The following is a 26,705-nucleotide window of genomic DNA, read 5'->3' as shown; positions in this document are numbered from 1 at the left end:
GGGGTTCGTGGGTGAGCCCAGGTAGGGATATCCCCACCCGGATTCCCCGGGCCCCACCCCGGCCGCCGCGCCGCCCACTCCTTGACACGACCGCTTACCTGCTCTTTAACAGGGCCTAGACTCCCGTGCGTACAGATCGTCGACACGGGCAGGGAGCGAGGGGTGGACGTGCCGGATCCGACCGTACGGGCGGGACTCGCGGCGGACTACTTCCAGACGTACTCCGTCGTCGGGGTGCTCGCCGTTCTCGGCGTGCTCTTCGTCGCCGTCGCCTTCGGCGCCGGCCGGCTGCTGCGGCCCGTCGCGCCGACGCCCGAGAAACTGCTGACGTACGAGTGCGGCGTCGACCCGGTGGGCGAGGGCTGGGCACACACCCAGGTCCGCTACTACGTCTACGCTTTTCTGTACGTCATCTTCGCCGTCGACTCCATCTTCCTCTTCCCCTGGGCGACGATCTTCGCGGCGCCCGGCTACGGCGCGACGACGCTGGTCGAGATGTTCGTCTTCCTCGGCTTCCTGGCCGTGGGACTGCTCTACGCGTACAAGAAGGGCGTCCTGTCATGGACGTGACCCCGCAGACCGCCCAGACCGCCCGGGCCGCTTCGCAGGCGCAGGCGCAGGGACCGACGCCGCTGCCGGCCCCCACTCTGGGCCCCCTCGCCCGGCTCGCCCCCGAGCCGATGAAGGTGGTCCTGAACTGGGGCCGCCGCTACAGCCTCTGGGTCTTCAACTTCGGCCTCGCCTGCTGCGCGATCGAGTTCATCGCCGCGTCGATGGCCCGCCACGACTTCATCCGCCTCGGCGTGATCCCCTTCGCGCCCGGCCCGCGCCAGGCCGACCTGATGATCGTCTCCGGCACGGTGACGGACAAGATGGCGCCCGCCGTGAGACGCCTGTACGAGCAGATGCCCGAGCCGAAGTACGTCATCTCCTTCGGCGCCTGTTCGAACTGCGGCGGCCCGTACTGGGACTCGTACTCCGTGACCAAGGGCGTCGACCAGATCATCCCCGTCGACGTCTACGTCCCCGGCTGCCCGCCGCGGCCGGAGGCGCTGCTCCAGGGAATCCTGAAGCTCCAGGAGAAGATCGCCCGGGAGTCCCTGGGCGAGCGGTACTCGGGCCCCTCCGTGGGCCAGCTGACCAGCGGCCTGGTCACCCCGCCGGGCGGTGAGAAGTGAACGCGTACGACACCCTGCCGGACTCCGTCACCGAGGTCTTCGGCGAGGAGGCGACGGCGGAACGGGCGTACGACCTGCTGACGGTCGACGTGCCGGTGGGCTCGTGGATCGCCGCGCTGGAGATCGCCCGGGACAAGCTGGGCTGCACCTTCTTCGACTGGCTGAGCGCGGTCGACGAGCCGGGCACCGGTTTCCGGGTCTGCGCGCACGTCGTGGCCCTGGAGGCCGGCTCCGTCCGCCGCCTGCTCGTGCGTACGACCGTCCCGCACGAGGCCCCGTCCCTGCCGACGGCGGTGGACGTCTACGCCGGTGCGGAGTGGCACGAGCGCGAGACGCACGAGATGTTCGGCGTGGCCTTCACCGACCACCCGAACCTGGTTCCGCTGCTGCTCCCCGAGAACTTCGAGGGCCACCCGCTCCGCAAGGACTTCGTCCTGGCGGCGCGGGTCGCCAAGGCGTGGCCGGGCGCGAAGGAGCCGGGGGAGTCGGAGCACGGCGGCCCCAAGCGCCGCCAGATGCTCCCGCCGGGCGTTCCCGACCCCAACGACTGGGGCCCCCTCAAGGGCCAGCTCCCCCCTGCCCCCGCCCGTACCCCCCGCCCCGCCCGCACCCCTCGCCCCACCCCCGAGCCCCAGCCGGCCGGTCCGGAGGCGGCTGCGCCGCGCCGTTCCCGCTCGGTATCGGAGGGCTCGGCGAGCCAGGCGGCCGGTCCGGAAGTGTCGCCGTCCTCTTCCGAGGCGGCTGCGCCGCGCCGTTCCCGCTCGGTATCGGAGGGCTCGGCGAGCCAGGCGGCCGGTCCGGAAGGCGGGGCGGCCCGCCCGGTCCGTCGGTCCCGCTCGGTGAGCGAGGGCTCGGCGACGCAGCGCGCCGAGGCGGCGGAGCCCACGGCCGGCGAGGAGACGCCCGCCCCGCCGCGCCCCCCGCGCCGCTCCCGCAGCGCCGCGGACGGCTCGGCGAGCCAGTCCGCCCCCGCCCCGACCCCGCCACCCCGCACCCGCAGCACGGACGCCCCCTGGCACCACGCCCGCCCCGCCTTCGCCCCGGACCCCGCCACCCCCGAGGCCGCGACATCCGCAGAGCCGCAAGCGACACCGGACCGCGCCGCCGAGCAGGCTTCCGAGGGCGCTTCGGCTCCCGAGGCCGACGCGGTGCAGGCGCCCGAGTCCCGCCCGGCCTCCGAGGCCGGACCGGCAGCGGAGACCGCCGCCGAGCAGGCTTCCGAGCGCCCGGCGGCGCCGGACCGTGTTGCCGAGCAGGCTCCCGAGAGTCGGACGGCGCCGGACCGTGTTGCCGGGCAGGCTTCCGAGAACGCCCCGGCTGCCGAGCCGCCGGCCGACGCCGGCCCTGCACCGGCTGCCGGCCCGCCGGCCGCTGAGTCGGCCACCGCCACACCGCCGACCGCCACACCGCCGACCGCCGAGCCCGAGCCCGGCGGACCGGCCCCGACCACGGAGGCCGGCCCGGCGTCCGAGGGCCCGGACGGCCCCTCCCGCCCGGCGTCCGAGGGCCCGGACGGCTCCTCCGGCCCGGCGTCCGAGGGTCCCCACGGCCCCCGCTCCGAGCCCACCCGCCGCCCCCCGGGCGAGCGCGCAGACACCGACCACCCCGCCGGAGGCGATCCCGCGTGAACGACGCACTCGACGTCGCCCTCCGGCTGCTCGTCGTCTTCGCCGTGTTCCTCGTGCTGCCCCTCGTCGTCGGGCAGACCGAGCACAAGGTCATGGCCCACATGCAGGGCCGCCTCGGCCCCATGTACGCCGGTGGCTTCCACGGCTGGGCCCAGCTCGTCGCGGACGGCGTGAAGTTCGCGCAGAAGGAGGACGTGGTCCCGGCCAACGCCGATCGCCGCGTCTTCCAGCTCGCCCCCGCCGTCGCCCTCCTCCCGTACCTGCTCGTCCTGCTCGCCATTCCCATCGGCCCGAGCGAGGGAGCCGTCGGTCAGCTCGTCGACGCCGGCATCTTCTTCGTGCTCGCCGTCATGGGCGTCGGCGTCCTCGGCAGCCTGATGGCCGGCTGGGCGTCGGCCAACAAGTTCTCCCTCCTCGGCGGACTGCGCACCGCCGCCCAGCTGCTCGCCTACGAGCTCCCGATGCTCCTCGCCGCCGCCTCCGTCGCGATGGCCGCCGGCACCGTCTCCCTCCCCGGCATCCTCGACGCCTTCGAGTGGTGGTGGCTGCCCTGGCAGATCGTCGGCGCCCTCGTCTTCTTCGTCGCGGGGCTCGCCGAACTCCAGCGCCCGCCGTTCGACATGCCCGTCGCCGACTCGGAGATCATCTTCGGCGCGTACACCGAGTACACCGGCCTGCGCTTCGCGCTCTTCCTGCTCGCCGAGTACGCCGGCATCGTCGTCCTCTGCGGTCTGACCACCGTCCTCTTCCTCGGCGGCTGGCACGGCCCCTTCGGCGCCGACGGCCTCGGCTGGGTCTGGACCCTGCTCAAGACCGCGCTCCTCGCCTTCGTCGTCATCTGGCTGCGCGTGAGCTACCCCCGCCTGCGCGAGGACCAGCTCCAGAAGCTCGCCTGGACGACCCTCGTCCCCCTCGCCCTCGCGCAGATCGCGCTCACCGGAATCGTGAAGGTGGCGATCGTCTGATGGCTCCGATCCCCGGCAGTGGCCTGGCGAAAGGCCTCGCCGTCACCCTGCGCACGATGACCCGGCGCGCCCACACCGCCCAGTACCCGGACGCGCAGCCCGAGCTTCCGCCCCGCTCCCGCGGGGTCATCGGGCTGTTCGAGGAGAACTGCACGGTCTGCATGCTCTGCGCCCGCGAGTGCCCCGACTGGTGCATCTACATCGACTCCCACAAGGAGACCGTCCCGGCCGCCACCCCCGGCGGCCGCGAGCGCAGCCGTAACGTCCTCGACCGCTTCGCCATCGACTTCTCGCTCTGCATGTACTGCGGTATCTGCATCGAGGTGTGCCCCTTCGACGCCCTGTTCTGGTCGCCGGAGTTCGAGTACGCGGAGACGGACATCCACGAACTCACCCACGAGCGGGACAAGCTCCGCGAGTGGATGTGGACCGTCCCCGAGCCGCCCGCGCTCGACCCCGGCGCGGAGGAGCCGAAGGAGATCGCCGCCGCCCGCAAGGCCGTCGAGAAGCAGGCCGCCGCCGAGGCCGCCGCCCAAGCGGCTCAAGCCGCCCAGGCCGCGCAGCACACGGGCGCCACGAACGACGGGGACGCCACGAAGCCCCCGGCGGCCCCGGAGACCGCGGAAGGAACCGGCGCCGCGCCCCAGGACGGGCCCCCCGGACCCGACGCCCCCGGCCGCTCCGGCCCCTCCGGCCCCACCGAGGGAGGCCCGGCGTGAACCTCGCCGCCGCCCACCCCGGCTTCCTCTCGCCCTCCGGCGTCGAGATCGCCTTCCTGCTGGTCGGTCTCGTCACCCTCGGCGCGGCCCTGATCACGGTGACCACCCGGCAGCTCGTCCACGCCGCGCTGTGGCTGGTCGTCGCGCTCGGCGGCATCGCCGTCGAGTACCTCCTCCTCACCGCCGAGTTCATCGCCTGGGTCCAGGTGCTGATCTACGTCGGCTCCGTCGTCGTCCTCCTCCTCTTCGGTCTCATGCTCACCAAGGCCCCCATCGGCCGCTCCCCGGACGCCGACTCCGGCAACCGGCCGGTCGCCCTCGTCGTCGCCCTCGCCGCGGCCGCCGCGCTCGTCTGGGTCGTCGTCGACGCGTTCCGTACGACCTGGATCGACCTCGACGGACCCGCCCAGGGCTCCACCGCGGTGTCCGGGCAGATCCTCTTCCGCCACTGGGTGCTGCCCTTCGAGGCCCTGTCGGTGCTTCTCCTGGCCGCCCTGGTCGGCGCGATCGTGCTCTCCCGCAGGGACACCGACACCCCGGCCGCCCCGAACGGCGCCGCCCGGCGTGCCGCGAAGACCCCGCCGCCGAGGAGCCGGCCCACGGCGACCCCGCCGACGAGGACCGCGCCCTCGAAGACCACGCAGAAGGACGGGAACGCGAACTGATGCACCTCGCCTACCCCGCCGTCCTCGCCGCCCTCCTCTTCTGCGTCGGCCTCTACGGCGTCCTCGCCCGCCGCAACGCGATCCTGGTCCTGATGTCCGTCGAGCTGATGCTCAACGCCGTCAACCTCAACCTGGTCGCCTTCGACGTCTGGCTCCGCGACACCCTGCACGCCGGCCAGGCCCTCACCCTGTTCGTCATCGCCATCGCCGCCGCCGAGATCGGCATCGGTCTCGCCATCGTCCTGATGGTCTACCGCAACCGCGGCACCTCGGACGTCGACCGCCTCCGCGACACCGCCGAGCCCACCGGACCCGAGACCGACAGCCCCCGGACCGGCATCCAGGCCCCCGCGTCCGGCGACGAGAAGGCCGAGGCCACCGCGTGACCACCACGACCCTGGCCGTCCTCGTCCCCCTCCTGCCCTTCCTCGGTTCCGTCGCCGGTCTCCTCCTCGGCCGCACCGCGCCCGGCTTCGTCCGCCCCCTCGCCGTCCTGCCGGCCCTCGCCGCCGCCGTCCTCGCCGTCGTCGTCGCCGTCCGCCAGGGCGGCGGCAGGACCATCGAGGCCGCCACCCAGCTCACCCCGACCGGCTCCGTCCCCATCGACCTGGCCCTGCGCATCGACGGCTTCGCCGCCCTCGCCGCCGTCCTCGTCGGTGTGGTCGCCACCTGCGTGCAGATCTACTCGACCGGCTACCTCCGCGACGACCCGCGCTACCCCTCGTACGCCTCCCTTGTCTCCCTCTTCACCTCCGCCATGCTCCTCGTCGTCTACTCCGGCGACCTGATGGTGCTGCTGGTCGGCTGGGAGATCATGGGCATCTGCTCGTACTTCCTCGTCGGGCACTACTGGGAGACCCCGGAGGCCCGCGCCGCCTCCCTCAAGGCGTTCCTCGTCACCAAGCTCGGCGACGTCCCCTTCCTCATCGGGCTCTTCGCCCTCGCCATCGACGCGGGCACCTTCCGGATCGGCGGAATCCTCGCCACCGTGGCCGCCGGCGGGCTCGAACACCCCACGCTGATCGCGCTGCTGCTCCTCGCCGGCGTCGCCGGCAAGTCCGCGCAGTTCCCCCTGCACACCTGGCTCCCCGACGCCATGGCCGGCCCCACCCCCGTCTCCGCCCTGATCCACGCGGCGACGATGGTCGCCGCCGGCATCTACTTCGTGGCCCGCCTCCTCCCCGTCTTCGCCGCCTCCGCCGCCGCGCTGACCGTGCTCGCGGTGATGGCCGCGATCACGATGGTCGGCTCGGCGCTCGCCGCGCTCGCCCAGGACGACATCAAGCGGGTCCTCGCCTACTCGACCATCGGCCAGCTCGGCTACATGGCCGGCGCCCTGGCCGTCGCCGACCGCGGGGCCGCCGTCTTCCACCTCATCTCGCACGGCGCCTTCAAGGCGCTGCTCTTCCTCGCCGCCGGCGCGGTCATCCACGCGGCCGGCACGAACTCCCTCTCGGCCATGTCCCGGATGAGCGGCCTGACCAAGCGGGTCCCCGACGCCTACTGGACGATGACCATCGCCCTCCTCGCGCTGGCCGCGATCCCGCCCTTCGCCGGCTTCTTCTCCAAGGAAGCCGTCCTCGTGGCCGCCGAGCACACCGCCCTCGGCGACCGGACCGTCGCCCCCGCCGGGGCCGGCTGGACCGTCCTCGTCGCGGGCCTGATCACCGCCCTGCTCACCGCCGCCTACGCGACGCGCCTCTGGCTCCTCGCGTTCCGCGGCCGCGGGGCCGAGGCCCCCGACCACGGCCGCCAGCCGCTCACCATGACCACCGTCCTGTGGGTGCTCGCGGTCCCCTCCCTCGGGTTCGGTCTCTCCGTCACGTACCTCGACGACTGGTTCGACGGCCACGCCCTCACCCCGACCGTGACCACCGCCGTCGTCGGCTCGGGCCTCGCCGTCGCCGGCGGCCTGATCACCTTCGCGGTCTGGCAGCGCACCCGCGCCCTCGCGGCCCGCACCCCGCTCGGCGCCGTCGCCGCCCACCCCGAGGGCGACGCCGGGCTCGTCGAGGCCGAGGCCATCGCCACCCACGCCCCCGCCTACGGCGACGTCGCCTCCGCCCAGGACCCCGCCGACCCCGGCCGCGTCCTCCTCGGCCCGCTGCACCGCCACGCCGCCACCGGCTTCCACCTGGACGCCGTCTACAGCGCCCTCTTCGTCCGCCCCGTCCTGGCCGGCGCCTCCCTGGTCCGCTTCCTGGACCGCGAGGTCGTCGACACCTACGTCGGCGGCGCGGGCACCGGCACCCGCTGGCTGGGATGGCTGGTCCGCCGCGCCCAGACCGGCAACGTGCAGACCTACCTCAGCGCCCTGCTCGCCGGCTCCGTCGTCCTGGCGATCGCCGCCGTCCTCGTCGCCGCCGGAGCGTGAGCCGTGATCGATATCAGCGAATCCGTGATGCAGCTTCTTCTCGCGTTGATCGTCGCCGGGCCGCTCGTCGGCGCCGCCGCCGCTCTCCTGCCGGCACCCCCCGGACTCAAGGGCGCCTCACCCGCCCAAGCCGTGCTCCGCCACGGCGTGACCGTCACCGGCGTCGTCCTGGCCGCCACGATCGCCCTTGCCCTCGGCTTCGACCACGACCGGCCGTCGAGGATGCAGGCGAGCACGGACATCAGCTGGATCCCCGCACTCGACGTGCGCATCCACCTCGGTGTCGACGGCATCTCCCTCCCCCTCCTGGTCATGACGGCGCTGCTGACCTTCCTCTGCGCGCTGTACAGCTACTTCAAGATGCCCGCGGGCCCGTCCCCGAAGGCCTTCGTCGCCCTGCTGCTCGTCCTCGAGTCCGGCACCCTGGCGACCTTCGCCGTCCTCGACCTCGTGCTGTTCTTCCTCGCCTTCGAGATGGTCCTCATCCCGATGTACTTCCTCATCGCCCGGTGGGGCGGCGAGGGCAGGCAGGCCGCCGCCTGGAAGTTCATCCTCTTCACCCTCCTCGGCTCCGTCGTCATGCTGCTCGGCCTGCTCCTCATCGGCCTGAAGGCGGGCACGTTCGACATGGTGGCACTGGCCACTGACAACGGCCGTGGACTGACCACGTCCGTGCAGGTCACCGCCGTTCTCGCGATCGGAGTCGGGCTCGCGGTGAAGACCCCGATGTGGCCCCTGCACAGCTGGCTCCCCGACGCCCACACCGCCGCCCCGACCGTCGGCTCCGTCCTCCTCGCGGGCGTCCTGCTGAAGATGGGCACGTACGGGTTCGTCCGGATCGTCCTGCCGGTCGCCCCCGACGGCATGCGCGTCTTCGCGCCCTACCTCGCCGCCTTCGCCGTCGCCGGCATCATCTACGGATCCCTCGCCTGCCTCGCCCTCGCGAGGACCGGCAACAAGGGCGACCTCAAGCGGCTGATCGCGTACTCCTCCGTCGGCCACATGGGCTTCGTGCTCCTCGGCATCGCGACCATGACCCCCACCGGGGTCAACGGCGCGCTCTTCGCCAACATCGCCCACGGCCTCATCACCGGCCTGCTCTTCTTCCTCGTCGGCGCCCTCAAGGACCGCTACGGCACCGCCGACCTCGACACCCTCGCCGGCGCCACCGGGGCCGCCCTCTACGGCCGCGCGCCCCGCCTGGGCGGCCTGCTCGCCTTCGCCGCCGTCGCCTCCCTCGGCCTGCCCGGCCTCGCCGGGTTCTGGGGCGAGATGCTGGCCCTGTTCGGCGCCTTCGAACCGGCCGAGGGCCTCAGCCGCCCCGCCTTCCTCACCTTCATGGCGATCGGCGCGTTCGGCACGCTCCTGACCGCCGCCTACCTCCTCGTCGTCGTCCGCCGCGTCTGCATGGGCGCGCCCCGCGCCGACGACGAGACGGTCGTCGTCGCCGACGTCCAGGGCTATGAGTTCGCCGCCTGGACCCCGCTCGTCGCCCTCACCGTCCTCGCCGGCCTGTGGCCCGCGGTCCTCCTCGGCCTCACCGACCCGGCCGTGCAGCAGCTCCTCGCCGGAGGCAAGCAGTGACCCCTACAGCCGCGAGCCTCGTCCAGTCCGTCGACTGGCTCACGATCGCGCCGCCCACCCTCACCGCGGTGGTCGCGCTCGTCGTGCTCGTCGCCGACCTCTTCGTCCCCGCGAAGCACAAGCAGCTCCTCGGCTGGACGGCGATCGCCGGACTCGTCGTCTCGATGGCCCTGCTGGTCCCGCTGCGCGCCGGCGACCGCTCGACCTTCTGCCTCACCCCGGGGGCGGCGGAGGCCGCGGGCGTGGCGCAGGACGCGGCCGGCCTCGCCGGCTGCAGCTACACCGCCGACCACTTCACCCTGGTCATCCAGTTCCTGGTGCTCGGCGGGGCGCTCCTGACCGCCCTGCTCTCGCTCTCGGACACCAAGGAGAAGCTGCCGGCGGGGGAGTACTGGTTCCTGCTGCTCTCCTCGGCCGCCGGAGCCGCGCTGCTGCCCGCCTCCCGCGACCTCGCCACGCTGGTCGTCGCCCTGGAGGTGGCCTCCCTTCCGGCCTTCGCGCTCGTCGGCCTGCGCCGCGGCGACCGGATGTCCAGCGAGGCCGCGCTGAAGTTCTTCCTCTCCTCGGTCACCGCGACCGCCGTCACCCTGCTGGGCGTCAGCTTCGTCTACGCGGCGACCGGCACCCTCCACCTCACCGAGATCGCCCAGCGCCTCGACGACGTCCCCGGACAGCTCCAGACCCTGGCCGAGGCGGGCGTGGTCCTCACCCTGGTCGGCTTCGCCTTCAAGACGGCCGCCGTCCCCTTCCACTTCTGGGTCCCCGACACCTACGTCGGCGCCCCGCTGCCCGTCGCCGGCTACCTCTCGGTGGTCGGCAAGGCCGTCGGCTTCACCGGCCTCATCCTGGTGACCGTCGTCGCGTTCCCCTCGTACGCGGACGTCTGGGGCCCGGCCCTCGCCGTCCTCGCCGCGCTCACGATGACCGTCGGCAACGTCGCCGCCCTGCGGCAGGCCCCCACGCGCGCGTGGAGCGCGGTCCGGCTGCTCGCCTGGTCCTCCGTCGCCCAGGCGGGCTACCTCCTGGTGCCGATCGCCGCCGCCGCGTACTCCAGCGACGACCAGATCGGCGCCACCGTCGCGTACGCCCTGATGTACGCCGTCGTGAACCTCGGCGCCTTCGCGGTGGCCGCGCTGGTCGCCCGCAGCCACCCCGAGAACCGGATCGCCGACTACCGCGGCCTGTACGCCACCAGGCCGCTCACCGCCCTCGTCATGGGCTTCTTCCTGCTCAACCTGGCCGGCCTGCCCCCCGGCATCATCGGCCTCTTCGCCAAGGTCACCGTCTTCTCGGCGGCCGTCGACGCGGGCCTCGGCTGGCTCGCCGTGGTCATGGGCGTGAACGTCGTGATCGGCCTCTTCTACTACCTCCGGTGGACCGCGCTCCTCTTCCGCGCGCCGCGGAGCGAACCGGTCCGCTTCCGTGTCCCCGCCCCGCTGACCGCGGCGATCGCCCTGACCGCCGTCGCCGGCGTCGTGCTCTCGGGCTACCCGCAGATCGCCCTCCGCTTCGCGGCGAACAGCCTCTTCTGACGCCGGGACGGCCCCGGACCACGGGGCGGGCCGCCCCGGCCCGCGCCCGCCTCGGCGTCCGCCACCCGAACGGCCCACACCGCCCCCCGGTACGGCCCGGGGAACCCGCGCCTCCCGCCTGGCGTTGACCCGTACGGGAGGGTCCACTGGACGAGTGGACCAGCACCAGGCAAAGGGTTCCCCTGCCGCACCACTTGGAGGGCGTACCGTGCACCGCCGGCACAACGGGCTGAGGACCGCCGTCCTCCTCGGAGGGCTCTCGGCCCTCATCATCGTCATCGGCAGCTTCTTCGGACGTACGGGACTGATCGTCGCGCTCGTCGTGGCGCTCGGCACCAACGCGTACGCCTACTGGAACAGCGACAAGCTGGCCCTGCGCGCCATGCGGGCCCGGCCGGTCAGCGAGTTCGAGGCCCCGGCCCTGTACCGGACGGTGCGCGAGCTCTCCACCCAGGCCCGCCAGCCCATGCCCCGGCTCTACATCTCGCCCACCCAGGCGCCCAACGCCTTCGCCACCGGCCGCAACCCGCGCAACGCCGCCGTGTGCTGCACCGAGGGCATCCTGAGCATCCTCGACGAACGCGAGCTGCGCGGCGTCCTCGGCCACGAACTGAGCCACGTCTACAACCGGGACATCCTGATCTCCTCGGTCGCCGGAGCGCTCGCCTCCGTGATCCTCTTCCTGGTCAACTTCGCGTGGCTGATCCCCGTCGGCCGCTCCAGCGACGACGACGGGCCCGGCCTCCTCGGCATGCTGCTGATCATGATCCTGGGGCCCGTCGCCGCCTCCGTCATCCAGCTCGCCATCAGCCGTTCCCGGGAGTACGAGGCGGACGCCTCGGGCGCCCAGCTCACCGGCGACCCGCTCGCCCTGGCCAGCGCCCTGCGCAAGCTCGAAGCGGGGACGAAGCAGCTTCCGCTGCCGCCCGAGCCGAGGATCGAGACCGCGAGCCACATGATGATCGCCAACCCCTTCCGGCCGGGGCAGGGGCTGACCAAGATGTTCTCGACGCATCCGCCGATGGCGGAGCGCATCGCCCGACTCGAGCAGATGGCAGGTCGTCGCCCGTGAACACCGTCCTCAACATCATCTGGCTGATCCTGTGCGGCCTCTGGATGTTCCTCGGCTACGTACTGGCCGGCGTCCTGCTGTGCATCACGATCATCGGCGTCCCCTTCGGGCTCGCCGCCTTCCGGATCGGCGTCTACGCCCTCTGGCCCTTCGGCTACACCGTCGTCGACCGCCGTGACGCGGGCGCGCCCTCGTGCGTCGGCAACGTCCTGTGGCTGGTCCTCGCGGGCTGGTGGCTGGCGCTCGGCCACATCGTCACCGGTGTGGCGCTGTGCATCACGATCATCGGCATCCCGCTGGGCCTGGCGAACTTCAAGCTGGTCCCGGTCTCGCTGCTGCCCCTCGGCAAGGAGATCGTCCCCACCGACCAGCCCTTCGTGGCCCGATAGGACCCGCGTCCGGCCGGGAAGCGTCCAGGGCTCTACGCGACCTGGCCCGGCCCGCGCCGCGCCGCCGTGACCGCGTAGAGGAGCGCGCCGGCCGCGACGACCCCCGCGCCGGCCACGACCGACGGCCACGGCAGGGCGAACGCGAGCACCGCGCACCCCACGAGGCCCAGCGCCGCGAGCGGCCGGTGCGACCGGCCCAGGGTCCAGGCGGAGGCGTTCGCGATGCCGTAGTAGACCAGCACGCCGAAGGACGAGAAGCCGATCGCGCCCCGCACGTCCGCCGTCGCCGCCACCACGGCCACCACCGCACCCACCGCGAGCTCCGCCCGGTGCGGGACCTCGAAACGGGGGTGCACGGCGGCGAGCGCGACCGGCAGGTGCCTGTCCCGCGCCATCGCCAGCGTGGTACGGGACACCCCGAGGATCAGCGACAGCAGCGAGCCCAGGGCCGCGACGGCCGCCCCCGCACCCACCACCGGCACGAGCCAGTCCGCGTCGGCCGCGCGCGCCGCGTCCGCGAGCGGGGCGGGGGAGGCCGCCAGCGCCTGCGGTCCCAGCACGGCCAGGACGCACACCGCCACCGCCGCGTAGACGACGAGCGCGATGCCGAGCGCGAGCGGCACGGCCCGGGGGATCGTACGGGCCGGATCGCGCACCTCCTCGCCGAGCGTGGCGATCCGCGCGTACCCGGCGAACGCGAAGAACAGCAGCCCGGCCGCCTGGAGGACGCCGCCCGCCGTCATGTCGGCGCCGGGCGCCACCCGCCCGAAGTCCCCGGCACCGGACGTGGCGGACGCCACGACCACCGCCGCGAGGACGGCCAGCACGAACGCCACGATCAGGCGCGTCACGAGCGCCGACTTCCGCACCCCGCCGTAGTTCACGGCCGTCAGCGCCACCACGGCGGCGACCGCCACCGCGTGGGCCTGCTCGGGCCACAGATACGCCCCGGCCGTCAGCGCCATCGCCGCGCACGACGCCGTCTTGCCGACGACGAACGACCAGCCGGCCAGGTACCCCCAGAAGGGGCCGAGCCGTTCCCGGCCGTACACATAGGTGCCACCGGAGGCCGGATGACGGGCCGCGAGCCGTGCCGACGCCATGGCGTTGCAGTACGCCACGAGCGCGGCGACCGCCAGTGCCGGAAGCAGCCCGGACCCGGCCGCTCCCGCCGCCGGCCCGAGCGCCACGAAGATCCCGGCGCCGACCATCGACCCGAGCCCGATCACGACGGCGTCGAACACCCCGAGCGACCGCCGCAGTTCCTGTGTCATGCGACGCACCCTAGTGAGCTCCGCAACCGGACCCGGTCGCAGGGGCGTCCTTCCTGGCATGAGCATCATCAGCTGGATCGTTCTCGGCCTGCTCGCCGGCGTCATCGCCAAGATCCTGCTGCCCGGCAGGGACCCGGGCGGCCTCATCGGCACGACCCTCATCGGGGTCGCGGGCGCCTTCGTCGGCGGCTGGATCTCCACGCGGTTCCTGGACCGCCCGATCTCCACGGAGTTCTACGACGGCGCCACCTGGCTCTCGGCCATCGGCGGCGCGCTGGTCCTGCTGATCGCGTACCGGATCCTCTTCGGCCACTCGCGCTCGCGCTGAGTCGGCGCGTACCGCCGCCGCCACGCGCGCCCGGGCGCGGCCCTACAGACCCGTGTGACGCAGGGTGATGTTGAGCCGCCCGGTCAGGCCAAGCCCGGGGTGGGCCGTCCCCGGGTACACCTTCGGCACCCCGTGGTACGCGAAGCGCGACGGGCCGCCGAAGACGAAGAGATCACCGGAGACCAACTCCACGTCCGTATAGGGCCGTCCACGGCTCTCGGTGTTCCCGAACCGGAACACGCAGCTGTCCCCCAGGCTCAACGACACCACGGGTGCCCCGGACCGTTCCTCCTTGTCCTGGTGCATCCCCATCCTCGCGCCGGCGTCGTAGAAGTTCACCAGCGCCGTGTCCGGCGCGAAACCGCCGTGCTCCCCGTACGCCTCGACCAGCGCCTCCCGCCCCAACTCCGCCAGCCAGTCCGGAATTTCGACCGCCACGTCGGACAGATAGCGGTACGGCTCCCAGCGCCTGCCCAGGCAGAGCGACCGCACGGACATCACCCCGCCGCCCGGCAGCACGGTGTGCCGGTACGGGACGGGCCCGCGCCCCCACTCCCGGCAGGCGGCGACCAACTCCCGCTGCCGGGCGGGCGACAGCCACCCGGGCACGTGCACCGCGCCCGGCGCGACCACGGCCCGCTCGCGCGGGAACAGCCCCTCGGTCACACGTGCGCGCCCTCGAGCCCGAGGAGCCGCTCCTTGCGCTCCAGGCCGGCGGCGTACCCGCGCAGGCTGCCATCCGCGCCGATCACCCGGTGACACGGCCGCACCACCAGCAGCGGATTGCGCCCGATCGCGCTGCCGACCGCCCGCACCCCGGCCCCGGAGACCCCGACGGTCCGCGCGATGTCCCCGTACGAGACGGTGGAGCCGTACGGGATGTCCTCCAGGGCCCGCCAGACGCGCCGCTGGAACTCCGTACCGCTCCGCTCGTACACGAGGTCGAAACGGTCCCGCCGCCCGGCGAAGTACTCGCCCAGCTGCCCGATGATCCCCACGAACCGCTCGGGCGCGTGCCGCCGGCCGTCCTCGACGGCGACGGCACCCTTCTGCCCGGGCAGCGACAGCGACGCGAGCCGCGTGGAACCGTCCTCGGCGACCCGGCCGACCAGCAGCATCTCCCCGAGAGGGCTGTCGAAACGGGCGTACACGCTCTGCGGCGTCATGGCTGCTTCCTCTCCTCGCACGCTCGATCCGCCGTCCAGTCTGCGAGGCGCCCCGAGGCGGCGCTGGCGGTTTTCGGACGCCCAGGTCGGGGCCCTGCCGACCGCCCCGTCGGCCGCTCCTCCCGGCGCCCTACCGGTAGTTCACGAACTGGATCGCGAAGTCGAAGTCCTTGCCCTTGAGCAGCGCCTGCACGGCCTGCAGGTCGTCCCGGCTCTTCGAGCTGACCCGCAGCTCGTCGCCCTGGACCTGCGCCTTGACGCCCTTGGGGCCCTCGTCGCGGATGACCTTGGAGACCTTCTTGGCGTTCTCCTGGGAGATGCCCTCCTCGATCGACGCGAAGATCTTGTACTCCTTGCCGGACAGCTGCGGCTCGCCCGCGTCCAGCGACTTCAGCGAGATCCCGCGCTTGATCAGCTTCGTCTGGAAGATGTCCAGGATCGCCTTGACCCGCTCCTCGCCGTTGGCCTGCATCAGGATCTTCTCGCCCTGCCAGGAGATCGAGGCGTCGGTGCCCTTGAAGTCGTAGCGCTGCGAGATCTCCTTCGCGGCCTGGTTGAGGGCGTTGTCGACCTCCTGCCGCTCGACCTTGGAGACGATGTCGAAACTGGAGTCGGCCATGACGTGTGGCTCCTTGCGTCGAATGCGTTGCGGTTGCGTGGACGTACGGGGCAAGCCTAGTCACCCGCACCCGCCCGAACCGCTGATCAATCCGGTGGCGGACCACCCCCGCGCATCAGGTATCGTTTACGTCGTTGCCACGGAGCACCGCCGAAAAGCGGCTCCCGGCAGCGACATCCCATGGCGGTGTGCCCGAGTGGCCAATGGGAGCGGACTGTAAATCCGTCGGCTTAGCCTACCCAGGTTCGAATCCTGGCGCCGCCACGCGATAAGAATGGCCCCTGATCTGCGGAAACGCTGATCAGGGGCCGTTCTGCTGTGTAAGTGTGACAAGGCCCAACTGTCTCGCCGTATGCCGCCCGATCACGGGGTCTACCAGGCGTTGTGGACGACCCGTGGACGGGCGTCCGCGCGCCTCACCTGCTCCGACGGCGCAGAGCGATTCAGGCCGTGGCCGGCCCACCGGCCCGGTGCTGATTCAGCCGGGCGGAGATCTTGGCGTTTGCCGCCTCGTCGCCGCCCTTGAGGAACTTCGCGTAGACCCGGAAGAGGACACCCGTGGAGTGGCCGGCGCGCTGGGCGACGAGCTGCGGCTCGACGCCCGAGCTGAGCCAGGTCGAGACGGCCGCGTGACGAAGGTCATACGGGCGCTTGGCCAGCTTGGTTTCCTGTTCGGAGGGCGACAGGACTTCGGCCCGGGCGTTCGCCCAGACCTCGCCGTAGCCACTCTCCTGGACCATGCCACCCCGGGCCGTACGGAACAGCCGGCCGTCCGCGTGAGTGCCGTACGCGGTGACGTGCCAGCGGAGCATGGCCACCAACTCGGGCGGGATCGGCACGTGCCGGACGGCCTTCCGGGTCCGGTGCTTCAGGCCGCGCTGGTCGTGTGCCTCGCCCGTGTCGGTCCAGGAGCTTCCCGAGCGGGCCCGGCTCTCGCGGAGCCGGATGGCACCCCAGCCGCGCCGGGGCAGCTCGCAGTCCAGAAGCCGCAGCCCGACCAGCTCGCCAGGCCGGGCGGCCGAGTAATAGATGCACCCGAAGAACGCTTCCAGATGACGCCCGCGGGCTCCCTGCTTCCGTACGGCGGCCAGGAGCGCGGCGGCTCGCACCGGGTCCGGCACGGCCTCGGGGTCCACCTCCTCCTCGACCTTCTCCGGGGCTTTCCACTTCATCGCGGTGAGGGGGTTCTCGCTCAGCAGCTCCGAGTCCACGGCGAGACCGAGTGCCTGGTGGAAGATGGCCCGCTTCCGGGCGATGACCGCCCCCGAAGACGTCTTGCCGTCCAGCCGGCGGGCGCAGGCGTCCAGTGCCCGCCGCACGCGCAGTCGGTCGGCCAGGCTGGATGTCGGGACGGACTTCCGCTCCACCCAGGCGAGCAGGCCGGCGATGTCCTCCGGCGTCTCCTCCTTCCAGCGGTTCACGTTAAAACCCCAGGTGTACAGAGCGCGGCGCACGGCCTTGTGGTCGGGCATCCCCTTCGTGTCCTTCACCAGCGCCAGCGTCACGGTGGCCATGGCCTCCGCGAGATTCCGGCGCGTGGAGGCGGGGGAGTGGTCCCACTTCATCTGCACGTAGTTCCTGGCGTGCTGGTACCAGGAGATGTCCTTGGCTTTCTGCACCATCGATTTGGGCAGGCCGCTTTCGGCGTCCCAGGGTTCGCCCTCGCGCGTCGCGGTGATGAACTGCGCCCGCCGGCTCTCGGCGAGCCCGAGCGTTAGGAAGGACTCGGAGAACGGCTTCGTACCGACCTGCCAGCGGAGCTGGTACGGCTTGCGGTACGGCCGCTTGCGGATGCTCCAGATCCGTACGGTGTAGCTCCAGTCGGTCACGCAGTCTCCAGTTCGTTCAGGAAGGCGTCGAGCGCGCTGCGGCGGATCCGCAGGTGCCCGTTGGGAAGGCGCTTCACCTCGGGGCCGTAGCCGCGGTTGCGCCAGCGGTAGTAGGTGGCTCGGGTGATGCCGATTTCGGCGAGGACGTCGGTGAGAGGGATCAGCTCGTCAGCAGGCTGACGGCGGCGGGGAGAGCGGGCCATCGTGTCCCTCCTCGGGACGAGAAGTCGGGGTGTTGGTCGGTTGTCGCCTCGGGGCACGCGGAGGCCTGCGCCTGTCCGAGGTGGGGATTTCTGCGTCACTGCGTCATCTGCGTCCCTCGCGCGCCTGACCTGTGGGTTTGTGTGTCGCAGAGGGGCGGGGCATGTGTCACCGGAGCGTCGCTGCGTCTGTCACTGGTGACGCGGGTGACGTGGGGTGACGCGGCACGAGGCCGCTGCGTCACTGGTGGAGCCGCAGGTCATGGGCCGTCCGGCGTGTGCCGGTGACGCGGGTGACGCAGCGCTTCCCTTCTTAGGAAAAGAGAAGGGGTTGGTGTCTGTGGTTGTGCGCGGCTCAGGGCGTGAAAGGGGAGCCGCTTCGCGGCGCGTCCGTTGGGCGGCGGCGAGCCGCCGAACAGCAAGAGGAGCACCCCTTGGGCGGGCTGGGGTGCTCCTCTTGCTTGTGCGTGAGCCGTCGCGGCGGGTCGGGTCAGAACATCGGGTTCGGCTGCTCCGGGGCCGGGGCGGCGCGGCGGGTCATTTCGACATAGCGGGCGGTGTTGGTGCGGCCCCAGTCGACAAAAACGCCCCGGGCGGCGAGCGTCGGCTGGAGACGCTTCAGTCGGTCGGAGAGGACTTTGCCGGTGGTGGGCCACCCCTTGGGCAGGGGACGGCATTCCTCGCCGCTGTAGAGGGCGGTGAGGGCGTGCAGCCACTCCGAGGACGTCATCCGTACCTCCGCTCCCGGGGTGAGGCCGGCGGCGTGCTTGAGGACGGTCTGCGCCAGAAGGTCGCCCTCGATGACGTCGTCGTTGAGATCGTCCAGGCTGGCCCGGTAGGCGTCCAGCGCCCCCAGCCCGGTCGCGGCGTCGAGCTGCGCGCACAGGTGCGCGAAGTCGGCCATCCGCAGATCGGTCGGGATATCGGCCTGGGCGGCGCGGACCTTGACCGTCAGGTCGAGGAGCGAGCCGAGGATGACCGGCAGGGCTTCGTCGTACTCCGCCCACAACTCCGCCTCGGTCCGCCGCACCCGGGGGCGCTCCAGGCGCAGCGGAAGCAGTCGTTCGGCGAGGTCGGGGCGGATCACCCCGACGTCGATGCCAGTCAGGAGCATCGGGCGCCGGTAGCGCGAGCGGACGACGTCGCCATCGGTGAACAGTGCACGCTTGACGCTTTCGGCGCCGGTGACGATGCAGCACATGGCGTCGGACAGGTCGGGGGTCATGTGGGAGAGGTTGTCCAGAGCGGTGACCCATCCGGCGGCGACAGCCGCGATCAGGTTCTCCTCGTCCTTCGGTGCCCGTCGCAGGTCCCCGCTCATACCCTCGATGATCCGCACCAGCATCCGCCCGCCAGTGGACTTGCCCGCGCCCTGGGGGCCGGTGAGGAAGGGTGCGGGGACGGGCACGGACGGCCCGAGGCAGCCGATCAGCCACGCGATGGCCAAGCACTCGGTCTCCGCATTGGCGAAGTTGCACAGCCGCATCAGCAGATCGATGCCCTTGCCGCTGGTGTCCTTGGCCGGCAGGGGCAGCTCCCCGGTGAGCTGGGTGCGCCGCCAGCACACCTCGCGGGGGTCGGGGACGGTAATGTCCCAGCCGCTGGGGTGGATACGGACGGACTGTCCATCGTTGCGCCCCAGGTCCAGCCACGTCGCGCCGTCGAACCCGGGCGCAACGCGGATATGGACCGGCTGCACGTCCTCGGTCAGCGCCAAGGCCTCGATCAGGTCGAGCGCTTCCTTGAGCGCGGTGCCGTTGAACACGCCGTACCCGTCCTTGAACAGCCCGACCATGAGTTCCTGCCGGTGGCTGCCCGTCGTCCCCTGGGAGCGGATCGGGCGGGCGACGGGGTGGCCGTTCCTCTGCGCGTAGACGGTGCCGTCGGCGGTGCGGAAGTACCGGAAATGCTCCTGCGCGTAGTCGGTGATGATCTCGCGGGCCGGGGTCTTCTCGTCGTCGGACATGGTCACATCCCCAGAGCTGTGCGGGCGTTGGTCCAGGCGTCGGTGCAGTGCCGGGCGGATTCGCCCTTGGCCTGCGCGGCGGTGAACAGCCGGTCGATGTGCGGCTCGGTGAGGCAGCCGCATCGGCCGTGCGCGGACAGCACCGCCAGGAAGGTGCGGTACACCGTGGCGTGCACCGTGCTGGTGGCGTCGGTGATGCGCTGCTCCGCCATGGCGATACCGCGCTCCAGGAACACTGGAGAGCGGTGGGGGCACTGCCCGCCCCCGGCCGGCGCGGGCACGGTGACCGTGCACCGCGTCAGGCGGACGACGGCAGGCGCCTTGACGATCAGGGCGCGGACGACCGCCGGAAGCGAAGTCATCGCGCCGCTTCCGGGGCCGAGCCACCGGGCGTAGGCCATGGACGACTTGATGTCCACGCCCGGCCGGACACCGTTGGCGGAGGGCATCGCGCCTCGGTAGATCCAGTGCTCGCCCCGCGTTGTCGGGACGGTCCGGGTCGGTGGCAGGTTCTCGCGTGCCCACACCATGGCGTCGGTGTCGTCCAGGTCGACCACAGTGACGCCGGCGCCGCCCGGGTGGTAGGCAACGGTCTCGGCGTGCTGCCACGCGGCCGTCCACGCCGGAGACGACAGGACGGCGGGGTCGGTGGTGGCGGCGGCCCAACCGTGGCACGGCAGGGAGCAGGCGCAGGGGCCGGGGGTCTTCATGTTCGGCCGTCCGCCGCACGCGTTGGCGGTGCATGTGCGGCAGTTGCCGAACGGCACCTTCCCCGCCCGCAGCGGCAGGACCGGCAGTCCGTCAGCGGCGAGCGCCAGGGCGACGTCGATGTGTCGGCCGATCCGGGCGTCTCGCCGGATCGAGGTCGCATGGGTCATGCTGGGTGTCTCCAGTTCTGTAGATGGTGCTGGCAGGCGAGGGCGGCCCGAGGCTTTGGCGAGACGCGGGCCGCCCTTTGGCGTGCCTAGAGGTGGGGGATGGCCTGTACGACGGCGGTGGCGAGCTGGTTGATGGGTTCGGCGGCTCCGGTGGAGGCGAGGAAGAAGCCGAACCCGGCGGCGGTGAACGCAGCACCGGGGCCGAGGCTGCCGGAGCGCAGGAGGAAGAACAGGACGAGCCCGAACAGGGCGACGAGCGAGACCGTGATGGCCATGCCGAAACTCCCTTGATCACTGGGTGGGGCGGGTGTGTAGGCTGCGCGGGCCCCGGGTGCTGACAAGCTCGGGGCATAGCCGACGGCGCGTCCGCCTAGCTCCTGCACGGAGCGGGGTACGTCTCATGACGTGCGCCGTCGGCTGCTTGGTGTCCGGGGTCAGCGGGTGCCGTCGCGGTGGACGGCGCGGCTGTGGTTGGTCAGGCGGCGGCCGAGGCGCAGTCGCTTGCCGTGGCCTTTGCAGCGGCGGCAGGGCTTGACCTTCTTGACGCGGCCATTGCGGTCGAGGCGGAGCTTGGCGCCGACGCCCTCGCAGGTGCGGCAGGTGCCGAACGGCGAGGCCGCACACAACAGTGCGTAACCGGCAAGGATGCCGAGCAGGAGCAGGGTGCTAGCGGCGAGCATGAGCGGTCCTTCCCTCTCCAGGGGGCGGGGCGGGGGTTTTCGCAGGTGGGTCGCTAGACGCTAGTTCGCAGGTCAGCGGCACCTTGGGGTGCTAGCGAGAGTGCTAGACCTAGCAGCGGCGGGTGCTAGGTCTAGCGGTGGTGCTGGGGTCAGGCGGCGGCCCGATCGGCGTTACGGCGTGTGATGGCGGCGGTGATGTCGGCTCGGTCGATGCCGCGCCGGTTGGCGCCCTTACCGTCGTCGGTGGTGCCCCAGACCTGTCCGGTCTTAATGCCCCAGGGCTTGAGTGCGGCGGTGACGTTCTCGCCCTTCCACCCCGCGTAGGTGTCGGGGCGCAGTGCGGCGAGCCGGGTCGCGATGCGCTCGCACCACACGGCCTTCTCCCCGTCGGCGATGACGTCGAGGACGTCGGCGAGAACGTCGGATCCGGTGGTCTTGTCTGGGCCCTTGCCGATGGCGTGGCCGGTGACGTTGCCGTACTCCTCACGCGCCTGACGCGCGCGGCCCACGACCTGCTCGGCGGCGACCGCATCGACGAACGCGGAAGCGACGATGCGGGGATCGTCTCCCTCGCCGGCCATCCAGCAGATGCCCCGGTCGGAGCGGGAGAACATCGTTGCCCGGTACCCCGACTTGTACATCGACGTGCCGAGAACCATGTCGTTGGCGGGCTGGCCCATGACCTTCAGGCAGAACCGCAGCACCGCGTTCGCGGAGATGCCGGTGGGCAGGGACTTGGCGTCGGGGCGCTGGGTGCCGAACATGGCCACGATCCCGAGCGCGGGACCGCGCTTGACCAGGTCCGTGCAGATGGCCTCGATCTCCTTGCCGTACTCCTCGTGCTCGAAGGGCACCTGGCACTCATCGAACCCGACCACGATCGGGTGCAGCCCGAGGGACTTGTCGTCGGCCAGCGCCGGGGTGACCTTCGACTCCGGGCAGCGCGAGCGCGGCAGGGACTTGATGACCTTCGCCCGGCGCCGCAGCTCTTCCTTCAGCTCGCGCAGCGCGGCCAGGACGTAGTCGATGTCCTCGTCCTCCTCGCCGGCGCGGTAGCGGTGGCAGACCGGTTCCAGGGCGCCGAAGTCGCCGGTGCCCTTGAAGTCGAACGCGTGGATCTCCGCGCGGGGGTCGAGTGCGGCGATGAGGAGGAGCAGCCGCATCAGGAACGTCTTGCCCATGCGGGGGATGGAGCCGACGACGATCGCGGCGAACATGAGGGTCACGGAGACGTCCCGCATGCGCTGGTCGTTGCCGAACACGACCGGCTTGAACAGGTCGACCGTGCCCGTCTTCAGCAGCGGCCAGGCCGGTTTCGTGGTTTCGTTCATCGGCTTGTCCCCGACCCACAGCACGAGGCGTCCTTCGTGCTGCTCGGCGTCCGGGGAGGGCCATACGCAGCCGGTCTTGCGGCGGAGTCCGGAGGCGAGGGGCTTGCGGGCCTCCATGATGTCCTCGGGTGTCACGCCGTAGGGAAGGTCCAGGTCGGCGCGGTATCCGGGCCCGTCCCGGACGATCTCGGAGACGAACCGGAGCCCGTTCATGTCGCCGCCCTTCTTGATGGCGGCGGAGATCTTCGCGTTGCCGATCGAGTCCAGACCCCGGAGCACGATGGACCCGGTGAGCTTCTGGATCTCGGTCTTGAGCACGGCCGGGCCGACCACGGGGGCGTCCGGCTGCTGACCTGCGAAGCCGAGGAGGAGGACGCCGCCGGCGGCGAACGCGTACAGGTAGGCGGGGGCGACGACGTAGAGCCATAGGGCGAAGGAGGCACCGAATACGGCCGCCACGAGGGTGACCAGGCCGCGCAGCCGGATGCGGCCGGCCCGCAGCTTGGCCAGGCGCATGTACTCCTCGACGTCCTCGGTGCGCACCGCGTAGTCCCGCAGCGGCGCGGCCTCGCGGTCCCACACCCACCGGTTGGTGGAGGCGATGAACCGGCAGGCGCCCCGCGGGGACATCAGCGTGAGGCGTCCGGCGTAGACGGGCAGGCGTACGCCGTGGAACAGGGCCGCGTAGCCGACGTTGGCGCCGGTGTGGCGGGCGGTGGCCAGGAAGTCACGCCGGTTGGTCAGCCATCCGGCCAGGACCGGCTTGCGCTTCTCGATGGTCACCTTCGGCTCGGGCAGGGCCGGGTTGTCGACCGCCACCGGGGCCGGGGCGGTCTCTTCGTCCATGTCGGGGACCGGCCGCAGGTGGGCGGCCACGGGCGTATCGGTCATGCTGGGGTTCTCCTGCTGCTCGATAGGGGCGGAGGGATGGGCCCGGGGCGGTCGGGATGCTTGGCGGCTGTCGGCCGCCCCGGGGCACAGCTACTTGCGCTTGGCGTTCTCCTCGGCGCGCTTACGCGCCTTGTCGATGACCCGCTCGACCTTGCGTTCCAGGTCGCGCTGGTGGACGTTCTCCCCGGCGAGGGAGCGTTTGGCCATGCGGGCGACGTTCCACGCGATCCGGGCGTGCTCGCCGGCGGTCAGCTTCGGGTGATCGGCCATCACTTGCCCTCCGCCTTCAGCTCGGCGGTCTCGGTGAGGGCGGCGGCGAGGGCGAGCTGGGCCCACACGGCGGCCTCCGCGACGATCCCGGGCCACTGGTCGCGGTAGACCTGCGCGGCCAGGACCTTTTCGGCGCGTTCGCGGTACTCGTTGCTGGTCACAGCGGACGTTCCCTTCCGGGGCCGGGCTGTCCGGCTCCCCGCCCGCCCCGGGTATCCGGGGCGGACAGGCAGCCGTCAGCGACGGCGGCGGGCCCTGCGCACGCTCTTGGCGGCGGCCTTGCCGTCCGTGCCGCCCACGGTCTTCACGACCGACACGACGCCCCACGCGAGGGCGACGGCGAGGAACGCGAGGATCGCGAGGTTCGCGGCGATCGCGGTGAGCGCGCCAACGAGCAGCGGGCCGAAGTAGACCCCGGCGGCGACCGCGCCGGCGCCGACTCCAGAGCCGAGCGCGAGCCGCTGCACCGTGCGGTCCGGGGCGGCCTGGTGGATGTGCTGGTGGACCACCTGCGGCGCGGCCGGCTCGTGGAGGGCGGGCAGGTGGTCGGCGTAGACGTGGGTGCCGTCGGGGAGCCGCACCACGGGCGCGGGCTCGGGAAGGTTGTTCACGGGTTCTCCCTGGTCAGAGGGGCCGCTAGAGTCACGGCCATGGGGGAACGACAGACGCGTGTGAAGCAGTGCAAGCAGTGCCACCGACCGCTCGACGGCCGCCGGTGGAGGCGTCCGAAGCGGTTCTGCCGCCGGCGGCACCAGGTGCGGTACTGGGTGGAAGAGATCGCCGACGCCTTGTTCGGCTAGGCACCATGCGGCGCGGTGGAGGTGGCCCCGCCTCGCTCAGCGCGCAGGGCCTCGCGCAGCCACCGGCCCTTTTCCGGCGATGTGCGGACCGCCCGCCGGATGCGGTCGGCGGTCAATTGCTCGGCCGGCCACGCCTCGGTGAGCTGCCGTGCCTCGGCGAGCAGTTCGTCTTTCGTGCGCCGGGGCTGAGTCGACTTTGCGGCGGCAGGGACCCGACCGGTCGCCCGGCGGCGGGGCGCCTGCTCGGCCGCCACCGCATGGACTACGGCCCGACCAGTCGAGCGGTCGGGAGCGGCCGGGGTGGACTCTTCCTCCTCGGCCGGGACGGGGTCGACCGGGGCGGGCTTCAGGGCCGGTACGGGCAGGTCAGAGATAGACCGTTCCGTTGTGGACTGGGTAGATTCTTCCGCATTCGCGGAGTCGATCGGTCGGGTAGACCGGTCGACCTCCAGCTCCACGACCGGAGCCGAACGGTCCACGACGTTGGGGGCGTCGATCGTGGCGCCGAACATGGCTGCCAGGGCCGCATCGGCTCCTGCGGTGACCCGCTCACGCTGGACGTCGAGCAGCCGATTCCCCAAGGAGAGGTCGCCGGTGCCGCCCTTCTTCGCCAGCTTCCACGACTCCAGTTCTGACTTGCGCCGGACCTTCTCGTCGGGGTGGTTGGCTGCCATGGCCTGGTGGTAGGCGAGTGACTGCACGATCGCCGCTGCGTGTGCTTCGGCTTCGGCATCGCGGCCGTCGCGGTAGACCACGATCCTGCGTGCCAGGAACGCGGCGCCCTCAGCGGAGGCGGTCATGCCCATCGGGGTCAGGGCGTAGATGACCATCTCGCCGGGGCCGGTCGCGGCGGTGGCGGACATGGCCGAGGCGGCGGCAGGCAGAGCCCACAACCCGGCCCGGATCACGCGCGGGGAGGACTGCCCCAGCATCGTCAGCCCGAGCAGCACGATCGCCAGGACGGCGGTCGCGCCCTCGCCGGCCGCGACCGCACCCACCGCCGTGCCCCGCCCGTAGGCGGCCTCGATGTTGGAGAACGTCCCGATCCCGCCCGCTACACCGGTGCCGGCCATCGGCACGAACGCGGCCGCCAGGACGATCCGCTGCGCTTTGGACAGCTCCCGCGTCTGCGTACTCACGCCGCACCGCCGATCCGCGCCGCCAGGGCGATCACGGCGGCGAGCGCGAACGCGACACCAGCGACGCGGGTGAGGTCCACGGCCCGCTGGAGCCGGGCGAACTTCGCCACCGCGATCCGGGCCAGGGCCGCGATGTCCTGCGGCCGGTGATCGCCGCGCAGCTCCGTGCGGATCTCCTCGGCCGTCAGCGTCGCCCAGCGGGGGAAGCCGACCGGTGCAGGGCCGCCGAGCCGGGGGCGGACCACCGCGAGCAGCACGCCGGCGGCGCCCACCAGCAGCGCGACCCCGCCCCCGGCCACGACCAGCGTGGCCGTGGGGAGGCGGAGGCCGGTGACGGCTGTCCAGCACGCGGCGAGGGCCGCGCCGTCGAACGCCAGGAGCAGCGATGCCTTGGTGTCGGTGCGGGCGATCTCCGCCTTCACCTCCGCGTGCGCGGCGGTCAGGTTCGCCTCCACCCGCGCCTCGGGCGTGAGCGGAACGTCGGGGAGGGTGCTCATGCGGCACCGCCCGACTGCGCCATCCCAGCGCGGTTGGTCAGGTCCCGGCGGGCTGCCATGACCCGGTTTCGGGCCCTGCGGATCCGGCGGGTGTCCAGCTCGGTGGCCGGCCGATCGATGGTCATGATCTGCACGTCGAGCAGCTCGACCTCCGCCAGGATCAGCGGCATCTCACTCTCGATCGCGTCCAGCTCCGCGTCCGACGGCTCACCGTCGAACCCGGTGGCCGTAACAACGGCCTGAAGTGCAGCGATGAACTTCATTGGGTCGTGTTCCCTTCCAAGAGAGCGGCCCGAACAGAGCCCCCGGAGTTACCGCTCCGGGGGCTCACGCCGTAGGAACCAGCTATCCGGCTCCCCGCCACCCCGCCCGTACGACCCGAGGGCCGGACGGGCGGGGGAGGCAACCGGCCGCAGCTCAAGGACTGCGGTGCTCAAAAGACGCGGTGGTCGCGGCCGGCGTGCCGGTTTAGCGCGCCGGTGGCACCCAGGTACTTCGTCGGTACATCGAGCCCCCTTCAGGTCGGTCGGACGGGTACAAGCACTGCAAGGGGGACCTATGTCCCCACTCTCCGGCCGTTGCTCGCGGTCGCCGGGCCACCTCGCCAGTCGGGCCGAAGCCCATTGCGTCCTACCTGGCCTTTAGCGGGATTGCAGCGTCCCCGCCCTCTGCTCGTGCGCAGCACCTCGCGACGGACCACAGTCCGTTGAGGTACATGTATTACCTGTTCC

General features: G+C 72.1%; 31 protein-coding genes and 1 tRNA gene. 15 read left to right on the top strand and 17 right to left on the bottom strand.

All coding sequences use genetic code 11. The annotated features are described in order from the left end of the window. Positions 1 to 162 precede the first annotated feature (162 nt). The 12 genes from ACZ68P_RS16520 (at position 163) to ACZ68P_RS16465 (ending at position 12,106) form a co-directional block, all read left to right on the top strand. Positions 163 to 570 (top strand): NADH-quinone oxidoreductase subunit A, encoded by a 408-nt coding sequence (locus ACZ68P_RS16520; RefSeq protein ID WP_471006625.1) that lies wholly within the window; start codon positions 163 to 165, stop codon positions 568 to 570. Further along, positions 561 to 1,178, top strand: a complete 618-nt coding sequence (locus tag ACZ68P_RS16515; RefSeq protein ID WP_471006622.1) for an NADH-quinone oxidoreductase subunit B — start codon at positions 561 to 563, stop codon at positions 1,176 to 1,178. The genes ACZ68P_RS16520 and ACZ68P_RS16515 overlap by 10 nt, the downstream gene beginning before the upstream one ends. Continuing rightward, positions 1,175 to 2,806 (top strand): NADH-quinone oxidoreductase subunit C, encoded by a 1,632-nt coding sequence (locus ACZ68P_RS16510; RefSeq protein ID WP_471006619.1) that lies wholly within the window; start codon positions 1,175 to 1,177, stop codon positions 2,804 to 2,806. The genes ACZ68P_RS16515 and ACZ68P_RS16510 overlap by 4 nt, the downstream gene beginning before the upstream one ends. Then, on the top strand, positions 2,803 to 3,771 hold the full coding sequence (locus tag ACZ68P_RS16505; protein WP_471006617.1) for a complex I subunit 1/NuoH family protein: 969 nt from the start codon (positions 2,803 to 2,805) through the stop codon (positions 3,769 to 3,771). The genes ACZ68P_RS16510 and ACZ68P_RS16505 overlap by 4 nt, the downstream gene beginning before the upstream one ends. Then, the gene (locus ACZ68P_RS16500) at positions 3,771 to 4,490 is read left to right on the top strand and encodes a NuoI/complex I 23 kDa subunit family protein (RefSeq protein WP_471006615.1); all 720 of its coding nucleotides are present in this window, start codon (positions 3,771 to 3,773) and stop codon (positions 4,488 to 4,490) included. Before ACZ68P_RS16505 ends, ACZ68P_RS16500 begins: the two co-directional genes overlap by 1 nt. Next, positions 4,487 to 5,155 (top strand): NADH-quinone oxidoreductase subunit J family protein, encoded by a 669-nt coding sequence (locus ACZ68P_RS16495; RefSeq protein ID WP_471006613.1) that lies wholly within the window; start codon positions 4,487 to 4,489, stop codon positions 5,153 to 5,155. The genes ACZ68P_RS16500 and ACZ68P_RS16495 overlap by 4 nt, the downstream gene beginning before the upstream one ends. Continuing rightward, positions 5,155 to 5,541: an NADH-quinone oxidoreductase subunit NuoK gene (gene nuoK / locus ACZ68P_RS16490; RefSeq protein ID WP_471006610.1), complete on the top strand. Its 387-nt coding sequence runs from the start codon at positions 5,155 to 5,157 to the stop codon at positions 5,539 to 5,541. The genes ACZ68P_RS16495 and nuoK overlap by 1 nt, the downstream gene beginning before the upstream one ends. Then, positions 5,538 to 7,529 carry an NADH-quinone oxidoreductase subunit 5 family protein gene (locus ACZ68P_RS16485; protein ID WP_471006608.1) on the top strand — a complete coding sequence of 664 codons (1,992 nt, stop codon included), beginning with the start codon at positions 5,538 to 5,540 and terminating at the stop codon, positions 7,527 to 7,529. Before nuoK ends, ACZ68P_RS16485 begins: the two co-directional genes overlap by 4 nt. A 27-nt stretch (positions 7,530 to 7,556) precedes the next feature. Then, the gene (locus ACZ68P_RS16480; protein WP_471007141.1) at positions 7,557 to 9,113 is read left to right on the top strand and encodes a complex I subunit 4 family protein; all 1,557 of its coding nucleotides are present in this window, start codon (positions 7,557 to 7,559) and stop codon (positions 9,111 to 9,113) included. Beyond that, the gene (locus tag ACZ68P_RS16475; RefSeq protein ID WP_471006606.1) at positions 9,110 to 10,645 is read left to right on the top strand and encodes an NADH-quinone oxidoreductase subunit N; all 1,536 of its coding nucleotides are present in this window, start codon (positions 9,110 to 9,112) and stop codon (positions 10,643 to 10,645) included. Before ACZ68P_RS16480 ends, ACZ68P_RS16475 begins: the two co-directional genes overlap by 4 nt. A gap of 208 nt (positions 10,646 to 10,853) precedes the next feature. Further along, positions 10,854 to 11,717 (top strand): zinc metalloprotease HtpX, encoded by an 864-nt coding sequence (htpX, locus tag ACZ68P_RS16470; protein ID WP_471006604.1) that lies wholly within the window; start codon positions 10,854 to 10,856, stop codon positions 11,715 to 11,717. Further along, complete coding sequence (locus tag ACZ68P_RS16465; protein ID WP_471006602.1) at positions 11,714 to 12,106, top strand: YccF domain-containing protein; 393 nt, start codon at positions 11,714 to 11,716, stop codon at positions 12,104 to 12,106. Before htpX ends, ACZ68P_RS16465 begins: the two co-directional genes overlap by 4 nt. A 32-nt stretch (positions 12,107 to 12,138) precedes the next feature. Here ACZ68P_RS16465 and ACZ68P_RS16460 read toward each other — a convergent pair whose 3' ends face one another. Next, positions 12,139 to 13,380, bottom strand: coding sequence for an APC family permease (locus ACZ68P_RS16460; RefSeq protein WP_471006599.1), 1,242 nt, complete (start codon positions 13,378 to 13,380; stop codon positions 12,139 to 12,141). Positions 13,381 to 13,438: 58 nt separating this feature from the next. Between ACZ68P_RS16460 and ACZ68P_RS16455 the strand changes: the two genes are divergently transcribed. Further along, a complete protein-coding gene (locus tag ACZ68P_RS16455) occupies positions 13,439 to 13,708 on the top strand; it encodes a GlsB/YeaQ/YmgE family stress response membrane protein (RefSeq protein WP_471006597.1) in 270 nt (89 codons plus the stop codon). A gap of 42 nt (positions 13,709 to 13,750) precedes the next feature. On the opposite strand, the gene ACZ68P_RS16450 is transcribed toward ACZ68P_RS16455, so the two are convergent. From ACZ68P_RS16450 to ACZ68P_RS16440, 3 genes are all read right to left on the bottom strand, one after another. Beyond that, positions 13,751 to 14,374: an alpha-ketoglutarate-dependent dioxygenase AlkB family protein gene (locus ACZ68P_RS16450; protein ID WP_471006594.1), complete on the bottom strand. Its 624-nt coding sequence runs from the start codon at positions 14,372 to 14,374 to the stop codon at positions 13,751 to 13,753. Beyond that, the gene (locus ACZ68P_RS16445) at positions 14,371 to 14,874 is read right to left on the bottom strand and encodes a methylated-DNA--[protein]-cysteine S-methyltransferase (protein ID WP_471006591.1); all 504 of its coding nucleotides are present in this window, start codon (positions 14,872 to 14,874) and stop codon (positions 14,371 to 14,373) included. Before ACZ68P_RS16445 ends, ACZ68P_RS16450 begins: the two co-directional genes overlap by 4 nt. A gap of 130 nt (positions 14,875 to 15,004) precedes the next feature. Further along, a complete protein-coding gene (locus ACZ68P_RS16440) occupies positions 15,005 to 15,493 on the bottom strand; it encodes a YajQ family cyclic di-GMP-binding protein (protein WP_365715451.1) in 489 nt (162 codons plus the stop codon). Between the two features lie 182 nt (positions 15,494 to 15,675). Here ACZ68P_RS16440 and ACZ68P_RS16435 point away from each other — a divergent pair. After that, a tRNA-Tyr gene (locus tag ACZ68P_RS16435) sits at positions 15,676 to 15,757 on the top strand. A 179-nt stretch (positions 15,758 to 15,936) separates the two neighbouring features. Here ACZ68P_RS16435 and ACZ68P_RS16430 read toward each other — a convergent pair. From ACZ68P_RS16430 to ACZ68P_RS16385, 10 genes are all read right to left on the bottom strand, one after another. Continuing rightward, entirely contained in the window at positions 15,937 to 17,322 is a 1,386-nt protein-coding gene (locus ACZ68P_RS16430) for a tyrosine-type recombinase/integrase (RefSeq protein WP_471006588.1), read from the bottom strand. Continuing rightward, entirely contained in the window at positions 17,319 to 17,525 is a 207-nt protein-coding gene (locus ACZ68P_RS16425) for a helix-turn-helix transcriptional regulator (protein WP_471006584.1), read from the bottom strand. Before ACZ68P_RS16425 ends, ACZ68P_RS16430 begins: the two co-directional genes overlap by 4 nt. Before the next feature lie 487 nt (positions 17,526 to 18,012). Continuing rightward, entirely contained in the window at positions 18,013 to 19,488 is a 1,476-nt protein-coding gene (locus tag ACZ68P_RS16420) for an ATP-binding protein (RefSeq protein ID WP_471006581.1), read from the bottom strand. Between the two features lie 2 nt (positions 19,489 to 19,490). Next, positions 19,491 to 20,366, bottom strand: coding sequence for a bifunctional DNA primase/polymerase (locus ACZ68P_RS16415; RefSeq protein WP_471006578.1), 876 nt, complete (start codon positions 20,364 to 20,366; stop codon positions 19,491 to 19,493). An 86-nt stretch (positions 20,367 to 20,452) separates the two neighbouring features. Next, positions 20,453 to 20,641, bottom strand: a complete 189-nt coding sequence (locus tag ACZ68P_RS16410) for a hypothetical protein (protein ID WP_471006575.1) — start codon at positions 20,639 to 20,641, stop codon at positions 20,453 to 20,455. 159 nt (positions 20,642 to 20,800) lie between these two features. After that, on the bottom strand, positions 20,801 to 21,046 hold the full coding sequence (locus ACZ68P_RS16405) for a hypothetical protein (RefSeq protein ID WP_471006572.1): 246 nt from the start codon (positions 21,044 to 21,046) through the stop codon (positions 20,801 to 20,803). A 149-nt stretch (positions 21,047 to 21,195) separates the two neighbouring features. Then, positions 21,196 to 23,268: a cell division protein FtsK gene (locus tag ACZ68P_RS16400; protein ID WP_471006570.1), complete on the bottom strand. Its 2,073-nt coding sequence runs from the start codon at positions 23,266 to 23,268 to the stop codon at positions 21,196 to 21,198. Between the two features lie 90 nt (positions 23,269 to 23,358). Further along, positions 23,359 to 23,538 (bottom strand): DUF6257 family protein, encoded by a 180-nt coding sequence (locus tag ACZ68P_RS16395; protein WP_471006567.1) that lies wholly within the window; start codon positions 23,536 to 23,538, stop codon positions 23,359 to 23,361. Then, entirely contained in the window at positions 23,538 to 23,699 is a 162-nt protein-coding gene (locus ACZ68P_RS16390) for a hypothetical protein (protein ID WP_471006565.1), read from the bottom strand. The genes ACZ68P_RS16395 and ACZ68P_RS16390 overlap by 1 nt, the downstream gene beginning before the upstream one ends. A 75-nt stretch (positions 23,700 to 23,774) precedes the next feature. Continuing rightward, the gene (locus ACZ68P_RS16385) at positions 23,775 to 24,149 is read right to left on the bottom strand and encodes a DUF6251 family protein (RefSeq protein ID WP_471006562.1); all 375 of its coding nucleotides are present in this window, start codon (positions 24,147 to 24,149) and stop codon (positions 23,775 to 23,777) included. 39 nt (positions 24,150 to 24,188) lie between these two features. Between ACZ68P_RS16385 and ACZ68P_RS16380 the strand changes: the two genes are divergently transcribed. Then, complete coding sequence (locus ACZ68P_RS16380) at positions 24,189 to 24,338, top strand: hypothetical protein (protein WP_471001274.1); 150 nt, start codon at positions 24,189 to 24,191, stop codon at positions 24,336 to 24,338. On the opposite strand, the gene ACZ68P_RS16375 is transcribed toward ACZ68P_RS16380, so the two are convergent. The 3 genes from ACZ68P_RS16375 to ACZ68P_RS16365 form a co-directional block, all read right to left on the bottom strand. Continuing rightward, complete coding sequence (locus tag ACZ68P_RS16375; RefSeq protein WP_471007140.1) at positions 24,335 to 25,411, bottom strand: conjugal transfer protein; 1,077 nt, start codon at positions 25,409 to 25,411, stop codon at positions 24,335 to 24,337. The genes ACZ68P_RS16380 and ACZ68P_RS16375 overlap by 4 nt on opposite strands. A 62-nt stretch (positions 25,412 to 25,473) precedes the next feature. Then, positions 25,474 to 25,974 (bottom strand): Pycsar system effector family protein, encoded by a 501-nt coding sequence (locus tag ACZ68P_RS16370; protein ID WP_471006559.1) that lies wholly within the window; start codon positions 25,972 to 25,974, stop codon positions 25,474 to 25,476. After that, on the bottom strand, positions 25,971 to 26,237 hold the full coding sequence (locus ACZ68P_RS16365) for a DUF6284 family protein (protein ID WP_471006556.1): 267 nt from the start codon (positions 26,235 to 26,237) through the stop codon (positions 25,971 to 25,973). The genes ACZ68P_RS16370 and ACZ68P_RS16365 overlap by 4 nt, the downstream gene beginning before the upstream one ends. Between the last annotated feature and the right edge of the window lie 468 nt (positions 26,238 to 26,705).

This window comes from Streptomyces sp. NPDC036822 (assembly GCF_055609145.1).
Note: the sequence above shows the minus strand (reverse complement) of the source record. Positions and strands in the feature narration are given on the sequence as shown.